Source organism: Amycolatopsis sp. CA-128772, from assembly GCF_002904295.1.
Classification (GTDB): Bacteria; Actinomycetota; Actinomycetes; order Mycobacteriales; family Pseudonocardiaceae; genus Amycolatopsis.
In genome coordinates, this window is the sequence record NZ_PPHG01000025.1 from 1 (window position 1) to 25960 (window position 25960).

A 25960-nucleotide genomic window follows, 5' to 3' on the forward strand; every position below is an offset into this window, starting at 1 on the left:
GGGCCGATGATTCCGCCAGCTCAGCCGCCCGGCAAACCCCGCGGCTCAGCAGGCAACCCGGCGCCTCGAAACCTCACCAGCTCCGCGACCAGGCCCAACACACCCAGCCCACTCCGAGCCCCCGACCCCGCCTACCCCTTCACCCGCTCAGCCGCCAGGTCCAGCGCGCCCGCCAGGTCGTTCACCCACCCCACGTCCCGCCCGGCCAGGCTTTCCCACCCCGGCCCCGCCGGCACCACGTCGAACCCCCGCCGCCGCATGCGGCGGGCCAGTCCGTCGTCCGCCGTGGCTGCCGACATCGACCACAGGAACGTCGCCACAGGCTCGAGCTTTGCCGCGATCGCCGCCGTCGTCTCCGCCGGGACCAGCTGGCCCAGGTACACCGCCGGGATGCCGACCTCCACCATCGCCGCCCGCAGGACCTCCATCGGCAGGCTGTGCCGCTCGTCCGGGCAGCACGCCAGCAGTACCGCTCGACCCGGTGGGATGTTCGCGAACCGGGCGCTGTAGCGCTGGAGCGCCAGCGAAATCTCGCCCGTCAACGCCCACTCGGACTCGAAACACACGTCGCCGCGCAGCCAGCGGCCGCCGAGGTCGTCCAGTACCGGAACCAGGACGTCGGTCCAGGCGCGGGCCGGGCCCAGTGCGTCGAGCAGCTCGTCCAGCAACGCCGCCAAGGCCGCGAAGTCCAGGGCCTCCGCCGCCTGCTCCAGCTCTTCGATTCGGCGGGCGGGCGGGACCTCGGGGACGATGTCGTCCAGGCCCGAGAAGACCGCCGCGGCGGCTTCGCGGGCGCGCAAGCCCCGGCCGATCAGGCGCTGCATGTGCTGGAGGCGGCGGACGTCGGCGTCGGAATAGCGCCGGTGGCGGCCGTCGTCGCGCAGGGAGGGGCCGACGTCGTAGCGGGCCGCCCAGGTGCGCAGCGTCACCGGGGAGACGCCGAGCAGCTCGGCGACCTTGCCGGGCGTCCACGAGCCCCGGCCACCCACCGCGTCGACGTCCATCAACACCAACGTTCCTACACGCAGAGCCCTCGTCCGCTCTTACGGATACGGCATCGGGCGGCCGTCCGGCACCGCTTGTCCTAAACAATCCCGCCTACAGAGGCCGATTGTGACCCAGCTCACGGTTTATCCGGCACACATCCGGCGACGCCCGGTGTGGAGTCCGGGCGCCGCCGGATGCCGGACCCCCGCCGAGGGGTGACGGCGGGTCCGGCGGGGCGGTGCGTGGCATCACCGCCCCGTTCACAGGAAAGCCGCTTCGATGCAACACCGATCGATCCGGGCCGCCGCCACGTCTTCGCTCGTTCAAGTGGACAAGCTACACCCTGTATGAAACGGTTGCGAATCGAATAGCCTGAATGTGGGAGGGCGGCGGATGACCGCGACGACGACGCCGGAGGCGGCGCCGGCCGATCGGCTGGACGCGCTCGGCCGGCGGTTCCTGGCCGAAGCGCACGGTTTCGTCAGGGACCGGGCGGCCGAGCACTTCGCCGGACGCAGCGAAGGCGCGCTCGCGGAAACCGCGGTACCCGAGTTCGTCGCGGGCGGGAAGTGCCTCCGGCCCCTGTTCGCCTACGTCGGCTGGCGGTGCGGGCAGCCGGACTCCGACGCCGCGGTCCGGGCGGCCGCCGCGCTGGAGCTGCTGCACTGCTTCGCCCTGGTCCAAGACGACGTGATGGACGGCTCAGAGCTGCGGCGGGGCCGGCCCGCGCTGCACGTCCGGTTCGCCCGGTGGCACGAGGAGCAGGGCTGGGCCGGCTCGGCCACCCGGTTCGGCGAGTCCGCCGCGACGCTGTTCGGCGACCTGTTCCTGGTGTGGTCGGAGCAGCTGCTGCGCGAGAGCGGGCTGGCGCCGGCGCAGCTGGCCCGGGCCTGGCCGCACTACGACTCGATGCGGGCCGAACTCGCCGTCGGCCAGCTCGCCGACCTGGTGAACGACGCGCGGGCGCTGCCCAGCTGGGACACGCTGCTCGACGTCCTGCGCCGCAAGTCCGGCAACTACACCGTGCGGCGGCCGCTGGAGTTCGGCGCGGCGCTGGCCGGCTGCGGCCCGGAGCTGACCGCCGGGCTCTCGGAGTTCGGCGGCCTGGTGGGCGAGGCGTTCCAGCTCCGCGACGACCTGCTGGGCGTGTTCGGCGATCCGGCCGTCACCGGCAAGCCCGCCGGGCAGGACCTGCGCGACCGCAAGGCCTCCAGCGTCGTCGTGCTAGCCGCGGCGATGGCCGACCGGCGGCGGCAGGCCGACCTCGCCGAGCTGCTCGACCTCCCGGCCGTCGACGACGAAGCCGTCGAGCGCTGGCGGGAGCTGATCGTGGCCACCGGCGCGCGGGAACGCCTGGGCGAGCTGATCCGGGAACGCGCCGACAAGGCGCTCGCGGCGATCGACCCCGCGGTGGTCCCCCGGCCGGCCGCCGACCTGCTCGCCACGCTCGCGGCCCGCTGCACGGACCGCGACCGATGAGGACCGTGCCCGGCCCGGCCGACCGCGTCGTCGTCGTGGGCGCCGGCCTGGCCGGCCTCGCCGCGGCCCTGCACCTGGCCGGCCGCGGCCGGGAGGTCACCGTCCTCGAGCGCGACGCCGGCCCGGGCGGCCGCGCGGGCCGCGTCGAGCGCGACGGCTACCTCCTGGACACCGGCCCGACCGTGCTGACCATGCCCTCGATCCTGCGGGACACCTTCGCCGCGGTCGGCGCCCAGCTGACCGAGGAACTGCCGCTGACCCGGCTCGACCCGGCGTACGTCGCCCGGTTCGCCGACGGCAGCACCCTGCCGGTGCACTCCGACGCGGCCGCCATGACCGAGGCCGTCCGCGAGTTCGCCGGCCCGGCCGAAGCCGCGGGCTACACCCGCCTGCGCGCCTGGCTGACGGAGCTGTACCGCGCCGAGTTCGGCCGGTTCGTCGACGCGAACATCGACTCCCCGCTCGGCATGCTGCGGCCGGAGCTGGCCCGGCTGGTGGCCCTGGGCGGCTTCCGGCGGCTCGACGGCCAGGTCGGCCGGTTCCTCGCCGACGAGCGGCTCAAGCGGGTGTTCACCTTCCAGGCCCTCTACGCGGGCGAGTCCCCGATGCGGGCGCTCGCGCTGTACGCGGTGATCTCGTACATGGACACCGTCGGCGGGGTGTACTTCCCCACCGGCGGGATCGCCGCCCTGCCGCGCGCGCTGGCCCGCGTCGCGGCCGACGCCGGGGTCAAGTTCGAGTACGGCGACGCCGTGCACACCCTCGAGCGGCGCGGAAGCCGGGTCACCGCCGTCCGGACCGCCTCCGGGAGCCGGTACCCGTGCGACGCCGTCGTCCTCACCACCGAACTGCCCGAGAGCTACCGCCTGCTCGGCCGGCCGCCGCGCCGGCCGGTCCCGCTCCGGGCCGCGCCCTCGGCCCTGGTCGTGCACGCCGGCGGCCCCGCCGGGCCGCCGGACGTCGCCCACCACACGATCTCCTTCGGGCACGGCTGGCGCTCGACGTTCGACGAGCTCATCACGCAGGGACGGCGGATGAGCGACCCGTCGCTGCTGATCACCCGGCCGACCGCGTCCGATCCCGGGCTCGCCCCGCCCGGCCGCCAGCTCTACTCCGTGCTCGCCCCGGTACCCAACCTCGACCGCGGCCCCGCGGACTGGGCCACCGGATCGGAGGCCTACGCCGAGGAAATCCTCGACCTCGCCCGGGAGCGGCTGCTGCCGGGCTTCGAACCGGAGTTCACGCACGTGCTCGGCCCGGCCGAGTGGGCGGAGCGCGGCCTGGTCGCCGGGACGCCGTTCAGCTACGCGCACTCCTTCGCCCAGACCGGCCCGTTCCGGCCGCGGAACCTCCCGCGCGGGACGGACAACGCCGTGCTGGCCGGCGGCGCCACCGTGCCCGGTGTGGGCGTGCCGACCGTGCTGATCTCCGGCAGACTGGCCGCCGACCGGATCACCGGAGGGAACCGATGACCCGACGCGAACTCGACGCCGCCGGCATCCGCGCACCCGGGCTGCGCTCGGCCTACACGTGGTGCCGCGAACTCAACGCCCGGCACGGCCGCACGTACTTCCTCGCCACGCGGCTGCTGACCCCGGCCCAGCGGCCGGCGATCCACGCGCTCTACGGCTTCGCGCGGTGGCTCGACGACATCGTCGACGAACCGGCCGTGGACGCGACCCCGGAGTCCCTCGACGAGCGCCTGCTGGAAGTGGAGAACCGCTTCCTCGCCGACCTGAAGGCCGGCGTCAGCGACGATCCGCTGCTCACCGCCGTGATCGACACCGCGGCCCGGTACGCGCTGGCCGACGCGTACTTCCGGGCTTTCTTCACGTCGATGCGGATGGACCTGACCGTCGGCGGCTACGCCACCCGCGCCGAGCTCGACACCTACGTGCACGGCTCGGCCGAGGTGATCGGCCTGCAGGTGCTGCCGGTGCTCGGCACCGTCGCCCCGCGCGAGGAGGCCGAGCCGCGGGCCGCCGCGCTGGGCAAGGCCTTCCAGCTCACCAACTTCCTGCGTGACGTCGCCGAGGACCTGGCCCGCGGGCGGGTCTACCTGCCGGCCGACGAACTGGCCGCGCACGGCGTCGACCGCGACCGGCTGGCGTGGTGCGCCCGGCACGGCCGGGCCGACGACCGCGTCCGGGCCGCGATCCGCGCGCAGATCGCCGTCACCCGCGAGGTGTACGCCGAGGCCCGGCCGGGGATCGCCATGCTGCACCCGGTTTCCCGCCCTTGCGTGGCCACCGCGGCCACCCTGTACGGACGGATCCTCGATCGCCTCGAGGACGCCGGCCACGACGTCTTCGCCGGGCGCGCAGCGGTTTCCCGCGGGCGGCGGCTGCTGGTGGCCTGCGGCGCGGTCGCCCGCACGCAGTGGGCGCGGGCCCGCCACCCCGCGCCGGCCCTCCCGGTGGCGGTGAACTGACGTGGGCCAGCTCGAATACCTCATCGTGCTGGCGGCCTGCGTGCTGGTCACGCTGCCGCTGGAACTCGCGGGTGCGCGCGTGTACCGGCAGCCGCGGCGGCTGGCCCGCACGGTGCTGCCGGTGGCGCTGGTGTTCCTCGTGTGGGACGCGCTGGCGATCGCGGGCCGGGTGTGGGACTACGCGCCGGGCCGCGTGACCGGGATCCGCGCGCCGTTCGCCGTCCCGCTGGAGGAGGTCCTGTTCTTCGTGGTGATCCCGATCTGCGGGCTGCTGACCTACGAGGCCGTCCAGCTCACCGCCGCGGCGCTCCGGCGGCTCACCCGGAAGGAGGCGCGCCGGTGATCCCCTGGGGCTACACCGTGCCCGCGGTCGCCGCGGTGGCCGGCGTCGTGCTGGCCGAACTCCGCCTGCTGCGGACAGGCCTGTTCCGGCGCCCGGCCTACTGGTTCACGATGGCCATCGTCACCGCGTTCCAGATCCCGGTGGACGGCTGGCTGACGAAGCTGTCCGATCCGATCGTCCGCTACGCCCCCGGGCACATCACCGGCTGGCGCTTCCCGTGGGACATCCCGGTCGAGGACTTCCTCTTCGGGTTCGCGCTGGTGACGGCGGTACTGCTGGTGTGGGAACGAACCGGGCCCCGGGAGGAGCGCGCGTGAACGCGATGGCGAAGGACGGCCTGCCCCGCGGCGCGGTGCCGTCCGCGTTCGACACCGAAGCGCGGTGGTACGACCGGCTGGTCGGCGCGAACCCCGGTTACCACCACCACCTGCGGCTCTCCGCGGGCCGGCTGGCGCTGCCCGCCGGCGGGGCGGGCCTGCGGCTGCTGGACGCCGGCTGCGGCACCGGCGCGTCGACGGCCGCGCTGCTGTCGGCCGCGCCCCGCGCGGAGATCACCGCGTTCGACGCCTCCGGGGAGATGCTCGCGCGGGCCCGCGCCAAGGACTGGCCCCCGCACGTCACCTTCGTGCACACCCCGGTCGAGGAGCTCGCCGGGATCTCCGGCCCGTACGACGGGATCCTGGCGGCGTACCTGCTGCGCAACCTCACCGATCCCACCGGGCAGCTGCGGCGGCTGCGCGGGTTGCTGCGGCCCGGCGGCCGCATCGCGATCCACGAGTACTCCGTCCGGGACTCGCGCCGCGCCCGGTGGGTGTGGAACGCGGTCTGCGCGGGCGTGATCATCCCGCTCGGGAAGGCGACCACCGGCGACGCGACCCTCTACCGCCACCTGCGCCGCAGCGTCCTCGAGTTCGACGGGATCGGCGCGCTGGCCCGCCGGCTGACCGACGCCGGGTTCACCGACGTCCGGACCGCGTCGATGCCCGGCTGGCAGCGCGGCATCGTCCACACCGTCCTCGGCACCCACCCGCTGGAGCACCCGTGACGCGTCCCCTCGGCACCGACCGGCGGCTCGAGACCCGGCCGGCCCCGCCCGGCCTGCCCGACGCCGGACGGCTCGGGCGGCGGCCGGCGGCGGCCGTCATCGGGGGCGGCATCGCGGGTCTCACCGCGGCCACCGGGCTGGCCGAGCGCGGCGTCACGGTGACGCTGTTCGAGCGGGAGGAGCACCTCGGCGGCCGGGTCGGCGGCTGGGCCGACCGGCTGCCGGACGGGACGCCGGTGACGATGAGCCGGGGCTTCCACGCGTTCTTCCGCCAGTACTACAACCTGCGGTCGCTGCTGATGCGCACCGATCCCGGGCTGGACCGGCTCACCCCGCTGGCCGACTACCCGCTGCTGGACGCGCAGGGCCGCACGGACACCTTCGCCGGCCTCCCCCGGACGCCGCCGTGGAACGCGCTCGCGTTCGCCTGGCGCAGCCCGACGTTCACCGCCCGGGACCTGCTGCGCCTCAACGGACCCGGCGCCCTGCCGCTGGCGACGGTGTCGGTCCCGGACGTCTACCACCGGCTCGACGGCACCGACGCCGCGAGCTTCCTGGAGGCGATCAACTTCCCGGAAGCGGCCCGGCACCTGGCGTTCGAGGTGTTCTCCCGCAGCTTCTTCGCCGATCCCCGCGAGCTCTCCGCGGCGGAGCTGGCGACCATGTTCCACCTGTACTTCCTGGGCTCCAGCGAAGGGCTGGTGTTCGACGTGCCGGCCGAGCCGTTCCCGCAGGCGCTGTGGGATCCGCTGGCCGGTTACCTGGCCGACCGCCGGGTGACCATCCGGTCCGGCACGCCGGTGGCGTCCCTCGACCGGACGGCCGAGGGGTTCGCGGTCACCACGGCCGGGGACACCACGCCGTTCGACGCCGTCGTCCTCGCCTGTGACGTGCGCGGGCTGCAGGAGATCGTCGCCGCGTCGCCGGGTGTCGGCACGCCGGAATGGCGGGACGCCGTCGCGGGTCTGCGGACCGCACCGCCGTTCCTGGTGCGCCGGTTGTGGCTCGACCGGCCGCTCGACCCGGCCCGGCCGCCGTTCCTCGGCACCGGGAGCGTGCCGCCGCTGGACAACATCAGCCTGCTCGGCCGGTACGAGGGCGAGGCCCGGCGGTGGGCGGCCCGCACCGGCGGTTCGGTGGTCGAGCTGCACGCCTACGCCGCCGCGACCGACGACCGCGAGACGCTGGTCAAGGCGGTCGACGACCGGATGCACGCGCTCTACCCGGAAACCCTCGGCGCGCGGGTGACCGGCGCGATTTCCCTGTGGCGCGAGGACTGCCCGCTGTTCGGGCTCGGCGACTTCGCCCGCCGCCCGGCGGTGACCACCCCGGACCCGGCGCTGGCCCTGGCCGGCGACGGGGTGCGGATCGACCTGCCGGTCGCGCTGATGGAGCGCGCGGCCACCACCGGCTGGGCCGCGGCGAACGCGCTGCTCGCCGGCTGGGGCCTCGCCGGGCACCCGCTGCGCTCGGTGCCGAACCGGGGCCGGATCGGCCTGCTGAACCGGCTCGCGGCGACCAGGTCCTTCGGCGGAGGTGGGCGATGACCGACCACGAAGTCGTGATCGCCGGCGCCGGCCTGGCCGGGCTGGCCGCCGCCATCACCCTGCACCGCGCGGGCGTGCCGTGCGCCGTCCTGGAGGCCGGCGACGACGTCGGCGGGCGGGTGCGGACCGACGTCGTGGACGGGTTCCGGCTCGACCGGGGGTTCCAGATCCTCAACCCGGCCTACCCGGCGATCCGGCGCCTGGCCGACGTCGACGCCCTCGACCTCGGCCGGTTCTGGCGCGCGGTCCGGATCGCCGACGACGACCGCGTCTCCCTGCTCGGGAACCCGGTCGACACGCCCAAGGCACTGCGGGACATCGCGGCCCGGCGGTACCTGTCGGCGAAGGACCTCGCGGCGCTCGGCGCGTTGTCCGCCCGCGTCGCCGCGGGACCGGCGAAGGCGATCATCGACCGCGACGACCGCACCACGCTCGACGAGCTGCGGCGCGCCGGGGTGTCCGCCCGGGCCGTGGAAACCGTCTTCCGGCCGTTCCTCTCCGGGGTGTTCCTGGAATCCGAGCTGGCCACGTCGGCGCGGTTCTTCCAGCTGGTGTGGCGCAGTTTCCTGCGCTCGGCCCCGTCGCTGCCCGCCCTGGGCATGGGCGAGCTCCCGCGGCAGCTCGCCCGGACCCTGCCGACGACGGCCCTCCACCTGGGCACGCCGGTCGCGGAGGTCCGGCCCGGCCGGGTCCGCACCGCCGGCGGCGAGACGTGGACGGCCCGCGCGGTCGTCGTCGCCACCGACGGCTCGACGGCCGCGCGGCTCACCGGCGTCGAAGAGCCCCGGTGGAACAGCGGGACCACGTGGTACTTCGCGCCGCCGCGCTCGCCGTTGCGCGAACCCGTCATCGTGGTCGACGCGCGGGGCGGGCCGGTCACCAGCACCAGCGTGGTCAGCGAGGTGTGTCCCTCCTACGCCCCGCCGGGCGCGGCGCTGGTGAGCGCGTCGGCGCTGAGCACGCTGCCGGAAGCCGAGGTGCGCCGGGTGCTGGGCCGGATGTACCGCACGGACGCGACCCGCTGGCCCTTGGTCGGCCGGTACGAGATCACCCACGGCCTGCCGGCGATGCCGCCGCCGCACGGGATCCGCCGCCCGGTCCGGCTGGGCGACGGCCGGTACGTCTGCGGCGACCACCGGGACACGAGCTCCCTGCAGGGCGCCCTGGCGTCCGGCGCACGGGCGGCGCGGGCCGTGCTCGCCGACCTCGGCCGGACCGGCCGCGCGGACCACTGAGCCGTCCCGCACTACGACATCCGGGCGGAAGTGCGCTCCCGCCCGGCGAAAACCGCCGCGATTGCGCCCGCTTCTTCCGTCTTCCCGAGGCAACCCACAGTAATCCGGCCTCTCGGAGGAAAGTTCATGTCGCGGAAGTCCTTGTTCGTCGCGCTGACCACGGTCAGTGCCCTGCTCGCCCCGGCCGCGGTGGCGGCCGCGGCGCCGCCCGGCGTCGATCCGGCCACCGTCGACCTCACGCTCGCCGCCGGGGAGAGCACCGACGTCACCAAGCACGTCACCACCTCCGCCGTGCCGCCGAACCCCGGCCTCGTGCTGCTCGCGGACCCCGGGCAGCATGGGCAGCGCGATCGACAACGTCCGCACGAACGCCAACGCCATCACCGGGGACGTGCTGTCCGCGCAGCCGACCGCCCAGTTCGGCGTGGCCGAGTACCAAAGACTTCACCGGCTCCGTGCCCTTCGAGGTCAATCAGGCCATCACCGGCAGCACCGCCGCCGTGCAGGCCGGCATCGATCAGTGGTCGGCCGGCGGCGGCGGTGACGGGCCCGAAGCCGACCTCAACGCCCTCTACGAACTGGCCACCGGAGCCGTCAGCTACCGTGCCGACGGCACGCGCATCATCGCCTGGTTCGGCGACGCGCCGTCGCACGACCCCAGCGGCGGGCACACCCCGCCCAGACCATCGACGCGCTGAAGGCGGCGAACATCCGCGTCGTCGCGGTCAACGTCGGTGCGCTGGACGCCTACGGCCAGGCGAGCGCCATCGCCACGGCCACCGGCGGCGTGCTGCTCGACCACGTGCCGTCGAACCAGGTGTCGCAGGCCATCCTGAACGGCATCAAGTCCATCGAGGTCACGGTGGCACCGAAGGTCACCGGCTGCGACCCGCAGCTGACCCTGACCAACGCACCGGCGAGCGTCAAGGTGAACAGCGGTGATGTCGCGACGTTCACCGAGACCGTCGCCGCGGCGGCCGACGCCGCCCCGGGCACGTACCACTGCACGGTCGACTGCCAGGTCGACGGCGTGTCCCGCGGGTTCGTCGAGACGACGACGGTGCGCGTGCCCGGCCTGAGCATCGACGACGTCACGGTGACCGAAGGCTCCGGCGGCGCGCCGGTGCCGGCCACCTTCACCGTCTCGCTGCTCGGGGGCGCCGGCCCGAACCCGGTGTCGGTCCACTACGCCACCGCGAACGGCACGGCGACCGCCCCGGCCGACTACCAGGCGGCGAGCGGGGACGTGACCTTCGCGCCCGGTGAGACGAGCAAGCCGGTGACCGTGCCGGTCGACCCCGACACCGTCGACGAGCCGGACGAGACGTTCACCGTGACGCTCTCGAACCCGATCGGCGCCGGGCTGGTCGATCCCACCGGCGTCGCCACGATCGTCGACGACGACCGGGACGGCGTCTTCTCCTGCACCGGCACCGCCGCGAACGTCATCGGCATCACCGCGGCCGTGGCGAACCCGGCGAACCTGCCCTGCGCCGACGACAGCAAGACCGTCCTCGACACGACGCTGAACGCCGGCCTGATCAAGGTGCAGACGCACGCGCTGACCTCCTCGACCGACCTGTTCCCCGACGACCAGTCGGCGGCTCCGGCGGCCGGTGACCAGGCCAAGGCGTCGGCCAAGGTCGACAAGACGGTGATCAGCACGCTCGGGCTGACCATCGAGCTGGGCGTGATCCAGTCTGAGGCGGCGGCGACCTGCCGGCCGGCTCCGGGCGGGCTCGCCCCGGCCCTGACCGGCAGCTCGAACATCGCCTCGCTGAAGATCAACGGCGTTCCGGTCACGGTGGGCTCGGCGCCGCTGACCCTCGCGCTGGTCATCGGCTCGCTGAAGCTGAACGGCCAGACCATCGCCGACGGCGTCGTGAAACAGCAGGCCGTCGCGCTGGAGACCCCGCTGGCGAAGATCGTGCTGGCGGAGTCCCAGGCCGACGTGCACGGCACCGCCGCGCACCCGGCGGGCCACCCCTGCCGGCGGTGATCCGCTGAACCACCCGGGGCGGGCGGTCCCCGCCCGCCCCGGGCTCACAGCTCGTGCGCCGTGCCGGTTCCGGTGGTGACCAGCAGGGCGCTCCAGGCCGCGGCCGGGCTGATGTTGAGCAGGACCGCGCGGCCGCCGAACTCGCCGGTTTCCCGGGCGCTCGCGAGGTTGAAGAAGACGTCGTTGGGCCCGAGGTGGCCGCAGCGGGCCAGGTTTTCGAAGCACGCCTTCGCGATCGGGACGCCGAGGGCCTCCGACCAGTTGCGGAACGCGGCCGTGGACAGGTTCTGCGTGAGGTAGCAGCCGACGTCGGCCGGGCTCAGGCCGTTGCGGGCGAGGAGCCGGGCGACCAGCGCCCGCAGCCGGTTGCGGGTCTCCACGGCCAGCCGGAACGAATAGGCCGCCGGATCGGTGCACACTTCCCGCCAGCGCGCGAACTCCTCGTCGCGGTACTCGACGCGGAACAGGTCCGCGTAGGCACCGTTCGTCTCCAGCAGGATGTCGCGGATCCGGAGATTTCCCTGACGACGCAGCAGAAGCGCGCCCCCGCTGTCGCCGTTCACCGTGACGGGGTGGCGGTAGCGTCCGGGGGTCGCGGGTTTGCTCCCGTGCAGCACGAGCACGTTCGCCAGGTCCGGGTCGGCGCGCAGCAACCCGCTCGCGGCCAGCAGGGCCGGGGTGAGGGACGCGCAGCCGAGGCCGCCGACCGAAAACGCCATCGCCCGCCCGGCGCCGAGCATCGCCTGCAGCCGGGTGGCTTCCGAGCTGACCAGCGTCTGCGGGGCCCGCGGTTCCACGGTCAGGACGACGTCGACGGCGCCGGCGTCCAGGCCGGCGGCGGCCAGCGCGCGCCGGCCCGCCCGGGCGGCCAGCTCGGCCGCGGTGAGCGAGTCGTCGGCGGGCACCCGGTCGATGCCCAGGGCGGCGCAGGTGGCGCGTTCGGCTTCCGGCAGGGTGGCCAGCTCGGGCAGCTCGGCGACGGCGAGCGACGTCTCGGGCAGGTACCACGCCGACGCGGCGAGGGCGATCACGGCAGCTCGGTGAAAGCGCCCACGATCGCGTCGGCGAGCGCGTCCAGGCGGTCCTCCCCGACGCCGCCGGCCACGGCCAGCCGCAGCGCGCCGTCCCGCACCGCGCTCGTAACGACCAGCGGGAACCAGGAGGCGACCGCGCGTTTCAGGTTCACCGACAGGTCCCAGCGGGTGCGCAGCAGGCGGACGCCGGAGTCGAACGCGGAGGTGTCGCTGGGCCCGTGGAGCACCAGGACGTCCGGTTCGGGCAGGGCCCGCAGCCGCGCGGTGCCGGGCGAGTCCGGCGAGAGGTGCCGCAGCATCCCGTAGCCGACGCCGTCGTTCGGCACCGACCGCGCGCGGTCGGTGATCTCCGGCAGGCAGTCGCGGGCCGTGGTGCCCGGCGCGACCGGCAGCACCAGCGGGTGCAGGGTGGTGAACCAGCCCACCGACGGGCCGCGGCCGGCCAGCCGGAACGGGTTGGGCGTGGCCTCGCCCTCGGTCATCACGAACGCGCTCGGCGCGTCCTGCCACCGGGCCAGGCCGCACGAGACCGCGCACAGCGCCGCTTCCCGGCCCTCGGCGCCGCCGGCCGACAGCAGCGTCGCCACCGCCGGGTCGTCGAGGGTCCGGGTGGTGATGCCGTCGCCGGGCGGGCCGCCGATCGTCCCGGCCGCCGCGCCCGCCCGCAGGGTCGCCGTCCAGTAGGTCAGTTCCGCCGAGAGCTCGTCGGAGGCCGCCATGGCCCGCAGGTGCCCGGCCCACTCCCGCCACCGCGGCGGCCGCGGGGCGAGGGCCGGGGCGCGGCCCGCCGTGAGGTCGCCGAGCAGGACGTCGAGGTCGTCGAGGACGACCACGGTCGACATGTTGTCGAAGACGAAGTGGTTGACCAGCAGCACGAGCAGGCCGCCGCGGGCGCGGCCGCGGTCGTAGTGACGGACGCGGAACAGCGGCCCGCGGGCGGGGTCCATCTCCGCCTTCATCGCCTGGCAGTCGTCCGCGACGATGCCGAGCTCCTCCTCGGCGCCCAGCGGCGGGAGCACCATCGTGTCGAACACGTCCGCCACGGTCACGTCCGCGACCTCCAGGCGGGCGCCGAGCGCGTTGCGCCGCAGCCGGTAGCGCAGCGGTTCGTGCAGGGCGAGCAGGTGCCCGATCGCCGTCCGGATGGCGGCGGGGGCCACCTCGGGTGTGGTTTCCACCGTGTGCACGTCGACGAAGTCGCCGACGTCGTCGGGCATCCGGCGCAGGAAGCTGTGCATGATCGGGGTCGGCGGGATCGCGGCCGCGACCTCCGGCACCGGGGCTCCGGACGGCACTGTTGCCGGTGCCGGGCCGTCGACGACCGCGGCCCGCGCCAGCTCGGCGAGCGTGCGGCACTGCAGCAGCTGCTGCGGGGTGAAGTGGACGCCGTCCTTCGCCGCCCGGGCGGCCACCCGGACGCCGAGGACGGAATCGCCGCCGAGGTCGAAGAAGTTGTCCTTCGGCGAGACCGGGCCGCCGGTGAGCAGGTCCGCGCAGATCGCGGTGAGGACGTGCTCGGCACGGACGACCGGGTCACTGTCCACTGAGGAGGGTGTGGTCACGGCGGGCTCCCGGTGGGTGGTGGCGGGGACCGGCTCGCCGTCGACGGCCGGCAGTGCGTCGAGCGGGCGGCCGGGTTCGCGCAGCACGGCGTCGAGGAGGCCGGGCAGCAGCCGGGCGAGCGCCTCCGCCGTCCCGCGGTCGAACAGGGCCGTGGCGTACTCGAAGTAGCCGTCCATCGGCCCGTCCTGCTGGTCGATCACGCCCACGGTGAGGTCGAACTTGGCGGTGCCCGGCGCGATGCCCGCGATCGTGCCGCTCTCGGAGAACCGCGAGCAGCCGAGACCGCCCAGCTCGGCGGTGTCCTGCGGGACGTTCTGGTAGGTGTAGGCCACGTCGAACAGAGGCTGGCGGCCGGGCTCGCGCGGCCCGCACACCGCCGAGACGATCTTCTCCAGGGGGATTTCCTCGTGGTCGAGGACCTGCGCGACGGTGTCCGCGCAGCGCCGGACCAGGCCGGTGAACGACAGCGATCCCTCGACCCGGGTGCGGAACGGCGGCAGGTTGTTGAAGTAGCCCATCAGGTCGTGCGTCGCCGGGTGCGTGCGGCCGGAGGTGGCCACCGCGACGACGACGTCGGTGAAGCCTGCCCAGCGGTGCAGCAGCGCGTCGACCAGCGCGAGCATCGTGACGAACGTCGTCACGCCGTGTTCGCGGCTGAACCTGCGGGCGGCCTCGGCCGCCGGTTCGGCCACGGTGAACTCGACGAGGTCGCCGTCGAAGGTCTGGGCCGGCGGGCGCGGGCGGTCCAGCGGTAGCTGCGCGGTGGGCGGCTCGGCCAGCCGGGTGCGCCAGAACCGCAGGCCACGCTCGAGGGTCTCCCCCGTCAGCCGCTTCCGCTGCCAGGCCGCGAAGTCGGCGAACTGGAAGGGCAGGTCCGGCAGCTCGGGCGCCCGCCCGGCCAGCCGGGCCTGGTAGAGCTCGGTGAAGTCGCGGAAGAAGACGGTCGGCGACCAGCCGTCGAAGACGATGTGGTGGTAGGTCCAGAGCAGGACGTGGTCGTCGGCGGCCAGGCGCAGCAGGGTGATCCGCACCAGCGGGCCGGTGGCCAGGTCGAACGGGCGGACGGCCTCCCGGTCGGCCAGCTCGTGCGCCGCCGCGTCCCGCTCGGCTCCGGGCAGCGTGCTCAGGTCGTGCACGACGAGGTCCGGCCCGGGTTCGGCGAGCCGCACGAACGGCACGCCGTCGTCGTCCGGGATGCAGGTGCGCAGGATTTCGTGCCGGCCGACGAGGTCCCGCACCGCCCCGGCGAGCGCGGTTTCGTCCAGCGGGCCGGACAGCCGCAGGTCGTGCGGGATGTTGTAGAGCGCGGAGCCCGGGTTGAGCCGGTCCAGGTACCACAGCTGTTCCTGGCCGAACGACAGCGGCAGCGGGCCGACGCGCGGGAGCACCGGCACGGCGGAGCCGGCCCCGGACCGGCCGCCCTCGGCGCACGCCGCCTCGATGCGGGCGGCGAAGGCCCGCACGGTCGGGTGGGCGTAGAGGTCGGCGAACGTCAGCTCGACGCCGAAGTCGCGTTCCATGGTGCGCAACGCCGTGATCGCCGCGATCGACGTCCCGCCGAGGGCGAAGTAGTCCGAGGCCGGGCCGAGGCCGTCCTCGCCGAGGGCGCGGGCCCAGACCTCGGCGACCCGGCGCTCGGTGTCCACATCGGACACCACGGCCGGCGCTTCGGGCACCGGGACCTCGGCGGCCGGGGTACCCGCCGGCCGGCACCAGCAGCGGACGCTCTCCAGCGGGTACGCCGGGGCCTCGATCCGCGGCACGACCGCACCCGCGTAGTGGCGGTCCCAGTCGAGCCGGACGCCGAGCCGGTAGAGCGACGCCAGCTGCCGCAGCACGGCCCGCCGGCCGCCGCCGGCGACCAGCTCGACGCAGCCGAGCCCGGGCGCCAGGCAGCGCATCGTCCGGGACAGCACCCCGCCGGTGCCCAGTTCGACCAGCACCGCACCGTCGCGGACGAACCCGCGGACCGCCTCGGCCAGCCGGGCGGAGTCGAGCCCGGGACCGACGGCCCGGTCCGCCGCGGCCGCCAGCCCGTCCGCGAGGGACAGCTCGCCGCGGGCGATCCGCACCGACAGGTTGCCCGCGCCGGACCCGACGAGGTGCGTGTCCGGGAGGCCGAGCGACCGGGCCAGCCGGTGCAGGGCGTGCTGGACGGCGACCAGCCGCGGTCCCGGCTCGGCGGGCAGCGGGTCGTCGCCGAGGACCGGCCACGCCGCGCACAGCTCCCGCCAGACCTCGGGCTCGGCCCCGCCGTCCCCGGAGAACAGCAGCACCACCGGCGGGTCGTCGGCGACCGGGGTGTCCGGGACGGCGGCCGACCGCAGGGCCGCGGCCAGTGCCTCGGGTTCGCCGGCGACCACCGCGATGCGGAAGGGGTGGTCGTCGCGGCCGCGGTTCATCGCGTGCCCGATGGCGAGCACGCCGTGGCCGCTCTTCTCCGCGAACCCGGCGACCTGCTCGCGGTAGGCGGCGAGCGCGGCCGCCGACTTCGCCGACACCGTCACCAGGTGCTCGGTTCCGGCCGCCTCCTCGGGCACCGGGGCCGGCGGGGCCTGCTCCACGACGGCGTGCACGTTGGTGCCGGTCAGCCCGAAGGAGCTCAGGCCCGCACGGCGCGGGGCGTCTTCGCCCCACGGGCCGAAGGCCGGGTTGACCCGCACCGGGCCGCCGAAGTCGATCAGCGGGTTGGGCGTCTCGAAGTGCGCGGTCGGGTAGCGGACGCCGCGCTGCACGCTGAGCAGCACCTTGACCAGCCCGGCGACGCCGGCGGCGTTGTCCAGGTGCCCGATGTTGCCCTTGATCGAGCCGATCGCGCAGGACGGCGTCGTCACGCCGGCGTCGAGGAAGGCCTGGCGCAGGGCCTCGACCTCGACGACGTCGCCGAGCGGGGTGGCCGAGCCGTGGCACTCGACGTACCCGACGGTGGCCGGGTCGACGCCGGCGTCGTGCCAGGCCGCGGTGATCACCTCGGTCTGCGCCGCCCGGCTGGGCGCGCTCATGCTGGCCATCCGGTAGCCGTTGTGGTTGACCGCGATGCCCTTCAGCACCGCGTGCACGTGGTCGCCGTCGGCGAGCGCGGCCGCCAGCGGCTTGAGCACGACGATCCCGCCGCCTTCGCCGCCGACCGCACCGGTCGCCTTCTCGTCGAACGGGCGGCACCGGCCCTCCGGCGACTCGACGCCGCGGACCGGGACGTGCCCGGCCTCGCGGATCGGCACCGGCCGCACGCTGATGCCGCCCGCCAGGGCCAGGTCCGCGGCGCCGCTGCGGAGCAGGGCGGCGGCGTGGGCGATGGCGACCAGGCTGCCGCTGCACGCGGTGTCGAGGACGAGCGCGGGCCCGGTGAAGTCGTGCCGGTAGCTGATCCGCGCGGCCGGCGCCGCCCCGATGATGCCGAGGATCTGCTGCGGGTCCTCCTCCTCGAAGAGGTCTTCGTAGTCCGACCGCGAGCTCCCGAGCACGACCGCGGTCCGCGATCCCCGCAGCGCCTGGGGCGCGTAACAGGCGTTCTCGAGGGCTTCGTGGGCCAGCTGCAGGATCAGCCGCTGGTGCGGATCCATCCACGCGGCCTCGGCCGGCGGCACGCCGAAGAACCGGTGGTCGAACCGGTCGATCCGGTCGAGGTAGCCCATCGGCAGGTAGCCGGGCCCGGCCGGGAAGCCGTTCTCCCGCAGCCGTTCCGCGGCGGGCTGCCCGACCACGTCCCGGCCGCCGGCGAGCAGGTCGTGCACGGCGTCCAGCCCGTGGGCGCCCGGGAGCAGGGCGGCCACCCCGATGATCGCCACGTCGTCGTTGCGCACCGGCTCCGACCTCCTAGAGCTCGTAGTCCTTCGGCGGGTTGAGGCCGCGGTCCACCGCCCGGCCCAGTGCTTCGACCGTGGGGTGCTCCAGCAGCAGGGCCAGCGCCCCGACGGTGGGGTTGTCGAACAGGGCCCGCGGCGGCAGCGCGGCGCCGAAGTCCGCGCGCAGCCGGGCGGTGACGCGCAGGCACAGCAGCGAATCGCCGCCGAGGGCGAAGAAGTCGTCGTCGACACCCACCTCGTCGACGGCGAGCACCTCGGCCCAGATCCGGCTCAGCGTCCGCTCGGTCGCGGTGCGGGGCGCGAGGTAGGCGGCGTCGGCGGGGCCGGGCACCGGCGCCGGCCGCGGGCGGTCCCGGGGCGGGGCGGCCGGCCGGGCGGGTTCCCGCAGCAGGTCGGTGAGTTCGCCGGCGAGGGCCTCGGCCGTGCTCGCGTCGAACAGCGCGGGGTCGTAGCCGAGCGCCAGGGTCAGGGGTTCGTCGTCGCGTGCGCTGCCGTGGGCGACGAGGGCCAGGGGGTAGTTGGTGATCTCGACGGCGGCCAGGTCCGCGACGTGCAACCCGTGCGCGGCCAAGGCGTCCCGGTCGAAGGGGTAGTTCTCGAACACGACGATGCTGTCGAAGAGGCCGGCCGGGGCGGGCAGCCCGCTCCAGCGGCGCAGGGCGGCGAGCGAGACGTGCCCGAACCGGCGTGCCTCGGCCTGCTCGGCCTGCAGCCGCCGGAACCAGCCGGGCCGGTCCTCCGCCTCCGCGACGGTGACGCGGACCGGCACGGTGTTGACGAACATGCCGGCGATCGCGTCCACCCCGGGCAGTTCGGCCGGCCGGCCGGACACCACGGCCCCGAAGCAGACGTCCGGGTCGCCGCCGTGGCGGGCGAGCAGCCGCGCCCACGAGCCCTGCACGACGGCGTTGACGGTGAGCCGGTGGCGCCGGGCGAAGGCGGCCAGCTTCCGTGACTCCGCAACGGACAGCCGGCGTTCCACTGTGGACGTCGAGCGGGTGCGGTGGGCCCGGCCGGGCGGGCGGTCGTAGGGCAGCCGGGTCGGGGTGAGCCCGGAAAGGACCTTCCGCCAGTGGGTTTCGGCCGCGGCCGCGTCCTGGCGGGCCAGCCACGCCAGGTGGTCGGAGAAGGGGCGGCGGCGCCGGGCGGGCTGCCCGGACAGGTGCGCGAGGACGTCGGTGAGGACTTCGAAGACGCTCCAGCCGTCCAGGATGACGTGGTGGAAGGTCCACAGGGTCCGGATCCGGTCGTCGGCCAGCCGGAGGAGGGTGACGCGCATCAAGGGTGGCACGGCGGGATCCAGCCCGGCGTCGCGGTCCGCGGCGAGCACCTCGGCTTCGTCCCCGGGCCGGGATCGCCAGTCGTGCACGGTCACCGGCAGGGTGACGGCCCGGTGCACGACCTGGACCGGTTCGCGCACGCCGGTCCAGCGCACGGCGGTGCGCAGGACCGGGATTTCCTCGACGGCTTTCCGCCACGCGCGTTCCAGCGCGGCGGGGGCGCCGACGCCGGTGAGGGTGAAGCAGAGCTGCTCGAGGTAGGTGCCCGGTTCCGACAGGCTGTGGAACAGCATGCCGGCCTGCATCGGGGTGAGGGGGTAGACGTCCTCGACGTTGCGGCCGTCGCCGAGCAGCCGGTCGAGCTCCGGCTGGCTGGCGGCGGCGAGCGGGAAGTCCGAGGGGGTCCCGCCGCCGGCGGCCGGGTCGGCGCAGTGGGCGGTGATTTCGCGGAGGGCGGCGAGCACCTCGGCGGCCAGGCGGGTGACGGCCGGTTCGTCGTGGACGCCCGGGGAGTAGGTCCACTCGAACTCGAGCTCGCCCGCGGCGGTGACGGCCGCGGTGACGTCCAGCCGGGCGGTGCCGGTGCGGTGCGGGGCGCGGGTGAGCCCGATCGCGGAGGGCGCCGAGCGGAACAGCTCGCCGTCCTCCGGTGCACCGTCCCCGAGGTCGAACCGGCCCAGGTAGTTGAACGCCACCGCCGGCCGCGGCACCGGGACCGGCTTCTCCCCCAGGTACCGCAGCGCGCCGTACCCCAGGCCGCGGTCGGGCGCCGCGCGCAACGCCTCCTTCACCGCCTTGAGCACCGCGCCCCAGCCGCCGTCCCGCGGCACCTCCACCGCGCACGGGTACAGCGTCGTGAACCAGCCGACCGTCCGGGACAGGTCCACGTCGCCGAAGATCTCCTCGCGGCCGTGGCCCTCCAGCTCGAGCACGACCCGGTCGTCGCCGAGCCACCTCGCGAGCACCCGGGCGAGCGCGCTCACCAGCAGGTCGTCGATCCGGGTGCGGTACGCCGCCGGGGTCTCGCGCAGCAACGCCGCCGTCTCCCCCGCGCTGAGCCGGGCCGTGACCGCGCCCGGCCGGCGCGGGTCGCCGTCCGGGCGCGCGCCGGCGCCCTCGGACGCCCGGTGCCAGTACGGGAGCTGGGCGTCGAACGCGCCCGCGGCGGCGTGCTCGGCCAGCCGTCGCGACCAGTCGCCGAACGACGTCGTCCGGGGCGGCAGCTCCACCGGGCGGCCCGCGTGCGCTGCCCGGTAAGCCGCGCGCAGGTCGGCGAGGAGGATCCGCCACGAGACGCCGTCCACGACCAAGTGGTGGGCGGCCAGGAGCAGGCGCGAGCCGTCCAGGACCGCCGTGAACAACGCTCCGCCGTCCAGCTCGAACAGGTCCATTGTGGACACGGGACCGGCACGGAAGACCGGCACCGGGTCGGTGTATTCCTGCCGCCACTCGCCGCCGACGCGCCGGAAGCGCAGCCGGAGCGCGTCGTGGTGACCGGCCAGCGCCTCGACCGCCGTGCGCAGCGCCGCGCGGTCGACGTCCGGGCCGACCTCGGCCGACACCCACTGGCCGAAGTGCCCGGGCCGCTCGGTGATCGTCTCGAAGAACCAGTGCTGGATCGGCGACAGCGGCACCGGGCCGGACGGCCGGGGTGCCTCGCGCACCGCCGGTCCGGCCCAGACGCCGGCCGCGGCCAGCGCCGCCGGGGTCTGCCGGAGGAAGACGTCCTTCGCACTCAGGCGCAGCCCGAGCTGCCGGGCCCGCGCCACCACCTGGATGCCGAGGATCGAGTCGCCGCCCAGCTCGAAGAAGTTGTCCGCCGCCCCGACGCGCTCCACGCCCAGCACCTCGGCCCACACGCGGGTCACCAGCTCCTCGGCGGCCCCGCGCGGGGCGGTGTGGGCGCGGGCGGTCCGCGGCGCGGGCAGCGCGCGGCGGTCGATCTTGCCCTGCGGCGTCAACGGGAACCGGTCGAGCAGCACCAGCGCGCCGGGGACGAGGTGGCCCGGCAGGCTCTTGCCGAGGAACTCGCGCAGCGCGGCGGTCTCGACCGGGCGCCGGGGCACGACGTACCCGGCCAGCCGCTTGTGCCCGGGGGTGTCCTCCCGGGCCAGCACGACGGCCTCGCCGACGTCCGGGTGCCGCCGCAGCGCCGCCTCGATCTCGCCCACCTCGATCCGGAAGCCGCGGATCTTGACCTGGTCGTCGGACCGGCCGAGGAAGTCGAGCACCCAGCCGGTCCCGGCGCGCCAGCGCACGACGTCGCCGGTGCGGTAGAGCCGGGTGCCGTCCCCGAAGGGGTCGGCGACGAACCGGTCCGCGGTCAGGCCGGGCCGGTCCAGGTAGCCGCGGGCCAGTCCGCTGCCGCCGACGTACAGCTCGCCGGGCACCCCGGCCGGCACCGGGTCGAGGTGGCGGTCCAGGACCAGGCAGGTCGTCCCGGTGATCGGCCGCCCGATCGGGACCGGGCGGCCGGCGTCGCGGTCGCGGACGCGGTGGCAGGCGGTGAACGTGGTGTTCTCGGTGGGCCCGTAGCCGTTGACCAGTTCCAGGTCCGGGCACCGCCGCAGCACTCGCGCGCACTGCTGCGGCGACAGGACGTCACCGCCGGAGACCAGCCGCCGCAGCCCGGCGAACACGCCGGGGTCGGCCGCGGCCACCTCGTGGAACATCCCCGCGGTCAGCCAGAGCGAGGTGACGCCTTCGGTGCGGACGAAGGCGCCGAGGGCGTCGACCGACGGCACGTCGTCGGTGTCGACGGCCAGCCGGGCCCCGGACAGCAGCGCGCCCCAGATCTCCAGCGTCGAGGCGTCGAACGACAGCGGCGCGTACTGCGTGGCGACGTCGTCCGGGCCGAGCCGGGCGTACGGGTCGGCGCACAGCCGGGTCACCGAGCGGTGCTCGATCAGCACACCCTTCGGCCGGCCCGAGGACCCGGAGGTGTAGAGCACGCAGGCCAGGTTCCCCGGCCGGGGCCCGCGCGCCGGGGCACCACCGGGCCGGTCGGCCGCCCACCCGCCGTCCAGGGCCAGCACGGGTGTCCCGGCGGGGACGCGGTCCCGCACCGCCCGGGTGGTGAGCACGGCCGTGGCCCCGGAATCTTCCAGCAGCAACGCCAGCCGCTCGTCCGGGTAGCGCGGGTCCAGGGGGACGTAGGCGGCACCGGCCTTCAGGACGGCCAGCATCCCGACGACCGCGTCGAGGCCCCGCGGCACGCACAGGCCGATCCGGGTGTCGGGCCGGGCGCCGTGCGCGATCAGGCCGTGCGCGAGCCGGTTCGCCCGCGTGTCGAGCTCGCGGTAGGTCAGGGCCGCGCCGGCGCAGGTCACCGCGAGCGCGTCGGGGTGTTCGCGGACGCGCTCGGCGAAGACCTCGGGCACGCTCAGCCTGGGGCCGTCCGCGACCGCGCGGCCCGCGGCCAGCAGCTCGCGGCGTTGCGCCGGGGCCGGCCACGGCAGCCGCGACAGCCGCCGCCCGGGATCGTCCGCGATGCCTTCGAGCAGGGCCAGCAGGTTCTCCGCCAGCCGCCGGATCGTTTCCGCGTCGAACAGCTCGGTGCTGTAGTCGATGACGGTGCGCAGGCCGCCGTCGCGCGGCTCGAACTCCACGGTCAGGTCGAACTGCGCCGACCGCCGGGGCAGGTCGAGCTCCTCGACCGCCAGGCCGCTGAGCTCCGGTGTGGCCGACGGCGCGTTCTGCAGCACCACCATGGTGTTGACCAGCGGTGACCGGCTCGCGTCGCGGTCCGGGGCGAGCAGTTCGACCAGGCGGCCGAACGGGACGTCGTCGTGGGCCATCGCGTCGAGCACGGTCGAACGGACGTCGGTGAGGAAGGCGGCGAAGGACGGGTCGCCGTCGAGCCGGGAGCGGAGCACGACCGTGTTGACGAAGAAGCCGACCAGCCCCGCCAGTTCGTCCCAGGAGCGCCCGGCGGTGACCGTGCCGAGCGCAATGTCGCGCTGGCCGGTGTAGCGCGCGAAGAGCACCTGCGTGGCCGCGATCAGGGTCATGAACAGGGTGGCGCCGCGCTCCCGGCCGAGCTCCGCCAGCCGGGCGGTGACGGCCGGGGGCACGGTGCATCGGTGCGTCGCGCCCGCCGTCCCGCGCACCGCGGGGCGCGGCCGGTCGGTGGGCAGCTCCAGCGCCGGGACGCCGGCCAGCTGCCGCTCCCAGTAGGCGATCCGGTCGTCCAGCTCGGCGCCGGCCAGCCGTTCCCGCTGCCAGGCGGCGAAGTCGGCGTAACGCAACGGCAGCGGTGGCAGCCCGGCCGCCGTGCCGCGCACCGCGGCGGAGTACAGCCGGCCGAGCTCGTCCGCGAGCACCCCCATCGACCAGCCGTCGGTGACGATGTGGTGCAGCACCAGCACGAGCAGGTGGTGGTCCGCCCCGACCTCGAACACCGTCGCGCGGAACACCGGGCCGTGGGCGAGGTCGAAGGGGCGCTGCACCTCGGCGAGCAGCTCGCCCTCGACGTCTTCGGGGACGCGGACGTCCGGCCGGACCTCCGCGGGCGGCCCGACGACCTGGACCCCGCGGCCCCGCACGGTGGGGAACGTGGTGCGCAGGGACTCGTGGCGCTCGGCCAGGGTGGTCAGGGCGCTCGCCAGCGCGTCGGCGGACAGCGGCCCGCGCAGCCGGAACCCGGCGCTGGTGTTGTACTCCGCGCCGCCCGGGGTGAGCTGGTCGAGGAACCAGAGCCGCTGCTGGCCGGACGACAGCGGCAGCGCGGCCGCCGGCGCGGCCCGCCCCGGTGCGTGGCCGCCGTGCGCGGCGGGGATCGCCGCCGCGAGCCCGGCGACCGTGCGGTGTTCGAAAACGGCCCGGGCCGGCAACGCCGTGCCCAGGCGCCGGTTGAGCGTGCCGGCCACCCGCATCGCGAGGATCGAGTCGCCGCCGAGCTCGACGAAGCCGGCCGAGACGCCGACGTGCGGCAGGCCGAGCGCCTCCCGCCAGACGGCGGCGACCAGTTCTTCGGTGGCGTCCCGGGCAGCTTCGCCGGGCCGGTCGTCCGGCGCGGGCAGCGCGGCGCGGTCGACCTTGCCGGCGGCCGTCAACGGCAGCCCGGCCAGCTCGACGAACCGGGCGGGCACGAGGTGCTCCGGCACCCGCCGGTGCAGGAACGCCCGCAGCTCGGCCGGGGGCGGCGCCGGCGCGGTGACGGGTACGACGTAGGCGACCAGATGGTCGGTGTCGCGGCCGCCCCGCCGCGCCACGACGGCCGCGGCGGCCAGTGCGGGGTGCCCGGCCAGGACCGCCTCGGCCTCGGCCGGGTCGACGCGGATCCCGCGGATCTTGACCTGGTGGTCGGTGCGGCCGAGGAAGTCGAGGAGGCCGTCGGCCCGGCGGCGCACCCGGTCACCGGTGCGGTACATCCGCGCGCCGGGCGGCCCGGCGGGATCGGCGACGAAGGCGGCTGCGGTCGCCCCCGGCGCGCCGAGGTAGCCGCGGGCGAGGCCGTCCCCGGCGAGCCAGAGCTCCCCGGTACCGCCGGGCGGCACCGGCCGCAGCCCGGCGTCCAGCACCCGGGCCCGCGTCCCGGCGACGGGCCGCCCGAGCACGGGCGGCCCGTCCGGCACGGCCGGGCACACCAGACTGTCCACAGTGGTCTCGGTGGTGCCGTAGGCGTTGTGGACGGTGACCCCGGCGGCGATGAGCGCGGCCCCGAGCCCGGGGTCGACGGGCTCACCACCGGTGAGGACGACCCGCGGCCGCGCGGGCCCGTCGAGCAGCCCGGCGAGCAGCAGCATCCGGAGGTAGGAGGGAGTCTCGTCGAGCACATCGACCCGCGCGTCGGCCAGCGCGGCGACCGTGGCGCGCGGATCGAGCCGGGTCGGCCGGTCGAGCACGTGCAGTTCGTGGCCGGCCAGCAGCCACAGCAGCGGAACCTAGGAGGCATCGAAGGACAGCGAGGCGGTGTGGGCCACCCGCAGCCGCCGCCCGGCGGCCCGGGCGGCGGGTTCGAAGATCTGCGCCCGGTGGGCGGCGAACAGGCTGAGCAGGCCGTGGTGGGTGCCGAGCACGCCGCGGGGCCGGCCGGTCGAGCCGGAGGTGTGGAGGACGTAGGCGAGGTTGTTGGGCCGGACCCGGGGCCGGGGCGGGATCGAGCCGTCGGTGGGAGGGGTGGTGGTCACCGCACGGCCGGGCGCACGCTCGCCGCTGGTCCCGGGCGCCGCCAGCCACCCCGCGTCGCCCTCCGCAGGCGAGCCGGTCACCGCACGCCCGCCGCCGTCACCCGGCGCCGCCACGAACAGCGCTTCACACTCCGGCGGCACCTCACCCGCCAGCTCCGGCTGGGTCACCACCAGCCCGGCTCCGGCGGCGGCCAGCAGCGCGGCCCGGTGCGGTGCCGGATGCGCCGGATCCACCGGCACGTACGCCGCGCCTGCCTTGAGCACCGCGAACACCGCCACCACCAGGTCCACCCCGCGCTCCACCAGCAGCCCGACCCGGCTCTCGAGGCCCACGCCCCGGTCCGCGAGGCGAGCCGCCAGTTCGTCGCTGCGGGTGGCCAGTTCCGCGTAGCTCAGCCGGGTGCCGCCGCTGACCACCGCGGTCTCGGCGGGTGCGCGGGACACGCGGTCCGCGAGCAGATCGCCCACGCCGCTGACGGTGCCCGTCGTGGCAGTCATTCCCAGAAATCCCCAGTGTCCGATGCGCGAGTGTCCGATGCGCGGGTTCGATGCGCGGTGCCGGAACGGTTTTCCCGCGTTTCCGGCGAGCGATCGTTGGATACTTCCAGCGGCCGACCGGCAGCGGCAAGCCGCCGAACGAGGGATCGGACCGTTCTTGCCGGTGACCACAGGAGAATTGATCGTCCACAATAGACTCATATTTCGACGACCAGTGATTACGCCGTTCGGCGCCGTCGGCCGCGCCGCCGGGCGTGTTAGCTTCGGGTGGGGGAATTCGTCGAGGGAGGGTGCGTGGCCGGCCAGCAGCCCGTGGGCGCGGAACCCACTGCCGAAGCGATCCTGGCGGGACTTTCGGGTTTCTTCGCCACCGCGACGGCCGGGAACACCCCCGGCCCGGATGAAGACTACTTCGCCCTCGGGCTGGTGAACTCGCTGCTGGCCCTGGAACTGGTGGCGCACGTCGAGCGCCGGTACGGGATCGACGTCGACGTGGCGGATCTCGATCTCGACAATTTCCGGACGATGAACCGGGTCGCCGGATTCGTGCTGCGGAAACGATCGGCCGGGATTCGGTGACCA

At 75.3% G+C, this 25960-nt stretch carries 14 protein-coding genes and 1 pseudogene; 11 read left to right on the forward strand and 4 right to left on the reverse strand.

What is annotated here, in order from left to right; all coding sequences use genetic code 11:
* Nucleotides 1–131: 131 nt before the first annotated feature.
* Nucleotides 132–1004, reverse strand: a complete 873-nt coding sequence (locus C2L59_RS10335; protein ID WP_103349308.1) for a MerR family transcriptional regulator — start codon at nt 1002–1004, stop codon at nt 132–134.
* Nucleotides 1005–1380: 376 nt separating this feature from the next.
* Here C2L59_RS10335 and C2L59_RS10340 point away from each other — a divergent pair, with 376 nt between their 5' ends.
* From C2L59_RS10340 to C2L59_RS48760, 10 genes are all read left to right on the forward strand, one after another.
* Complete coding sequence (locus tag C2L59_RS10340; protein ID WP_103349309.1) at nt 1381–2466, forward strand: polyprenyl synthetase family protein; 1086 nt, start codon at nt 1381–1383, stop codon at nt 2464–2466.
* Nucleotides 2463–3938: a phytoene desaturase family protein gene (gene crtI, locus C2L59_RS10345; protein WP_103349310.1), complete on the forward strand. Its 1476-nt coding sequence runs from the start codon at nt 2463–2465 to the stop codon at nt 3936–3938. Before C2L59_RS10340 ends, crtI begins: the two co-directional genes overlap by 4 nt.
* A complete protein-coding gene (locus C2L59_RS10350) occupies nt 3935–4897 on the forward strand; it encodes a phytoene/squalene synthase family protein (protein ID WP_103349311.1) in 963 nt (320 codons plus the stop codon). Before crtI ends, C2L59_RS10350 begins: the two co-directional genes overlap by 4 nt.
* 1 nt (nt 4898) lies before the next feature.
* On the forward strand, nt 4899–5240 hold the full coding sequence (locus C2L59_RS10355) for a lycopene cyclase domain-containing protein (protein WP_103349312.1): 342 nt from the start codon (nt 4899–4901) through the stop codon (nt 5238–5240).
* Nucleotides 5237–5557 (forward strand): lycopene cyclase domain-containing protein, encoded by a 321-nt coding sequence (locus C2L59_RS10360; protein ID WP_103349313.1) that lies wholly within the window; start codon nt 5237–5239, stop codon nt 5555–5557. The genes C2L59_RS10355 and C2L59_RS10360 overlap by 4 nt, the downstream gene beginning before the upstream one ends.
* Before the next feature lie 5 nt (nt 5558–5562).
* Nucleotides 5563–6285 (forward strand): class I SAM-dependent methyltransferase, encoded by a 723-nt coding sequence (locus C2L59_RS10365; RefSeq protein ID WP_370444729.1) that lies wholly within the window; start codon nt 5563–5565, stop codon nt 6283–6285.
* On the forward strand, nt 6282–7832 hold the full coding sequence (locus C2L59_RS10370) for an NAD(P)/FAD-dependent oxidoreductase (RefSeq protein WP_103349315.1): 1551 nt from the start codon (nt 6282–6284) through the stop codon (nt 7830–7832). Before C2L59_RS10365 ends, C2L59_RS10370 begins: the two co-directional genes overlap by 4 nt.
* Complete coding sequence (locus tag C2L59_RS10375; RefSeq protein ID WP_103349316.1) at nt 7829–9067, forward strand: NAD(P)/FAD-dependent oxidoreductase; 1239 nt, start codon at nt 7829–7831, stop codon at nt 9065–9067. Before C2L59_RS10370 ends, C2L59_RS10375 begins: the two co-directional genes overlap by 4 nt.
* A gap of 455 nt (nt 9068–9522) precedes the next feature.
* On the forward strand, nt 9523–9765 hold the full coding sequence (locus C2L59_RS48755; protein WP_233223389.1) for a hypothetical protein: 243 nt from the start codon (nt 9523–9525) through the stop codon (nt 9763–9765).
* 89 nt (nt 9766–9854) lie between these two features.
* Nucleotides 9855–11066, forward strand: coding sequence for a Calx-beta domain-containing protein (locus tag C2L59_RS48760; protein ID WP_233223390.1), 1212 nt, complete (start codon nt 9855–9857; stop codon nt 11064–11066).
* 44 nt (nt 11067–11110) lie between these two features.
* Here C2L59_RS48760 and C2L59_RS10385 read toward each other — a convergent pair whose 3' ends face one another.
* The 3 genes and pseudogenes from C2L59_RS10385 to C2L59_RS10395 all read right to left on the reverse strand — a co-directional run bounded on the left by C2L59_RS10385 (nt 11111) and on the right by C2L59_RS10395 (nt 25378).
* Nucleotides 11111–12097, reverse strand: a complete 987-nt coding sequence (locus C2L59_RS10385; protein WP_103349317.1) for a 3-oxoacyl-ACP synthase — start codon at nt 12095–12097, stop codon at nt 11111–11113.
* Nucleotides 12094–17466, reverse strand: coding sequence for a condensation domain-containing protein (locus tag C2L59_RS10390; protein WP_103349318.1), 5373 nt, complete (start codon nt 17464–17466; stop codon nt 12094–12096). The genes C2L59_RS10385 and C2L59_RS10390 overlap by 4 nt, the downstream gene beginning before the upstream one ends.
* 13 nt (nt 17467–17479) lie before the next feature.
* A pseudogene (locus C2L59_RS10395) lies at nt 17480–25378 on the reverse strand (amino acid adenylation domain-containing protein).
* 294 nt (nt 25379–25672) lie between these two features.
* Here C2L59_RS10395 and C2L59_RS10400 point away from each other — a divergent pair.
* Nucleotides 25673–25957 carry an acyl carrier protein gene (locus C2L59_RS10400; protein ID WP_103349319.1) on the forward strand — a complete coding sequence of 95 codons (285 nt, stop codon included), beginning with the start codon at nt 25673–25675 and terminating at the stop codon, nt 25955–25957.
* The last annotated feature ends 3 nt before the right edge of the window (nt 25958–25960 follow it).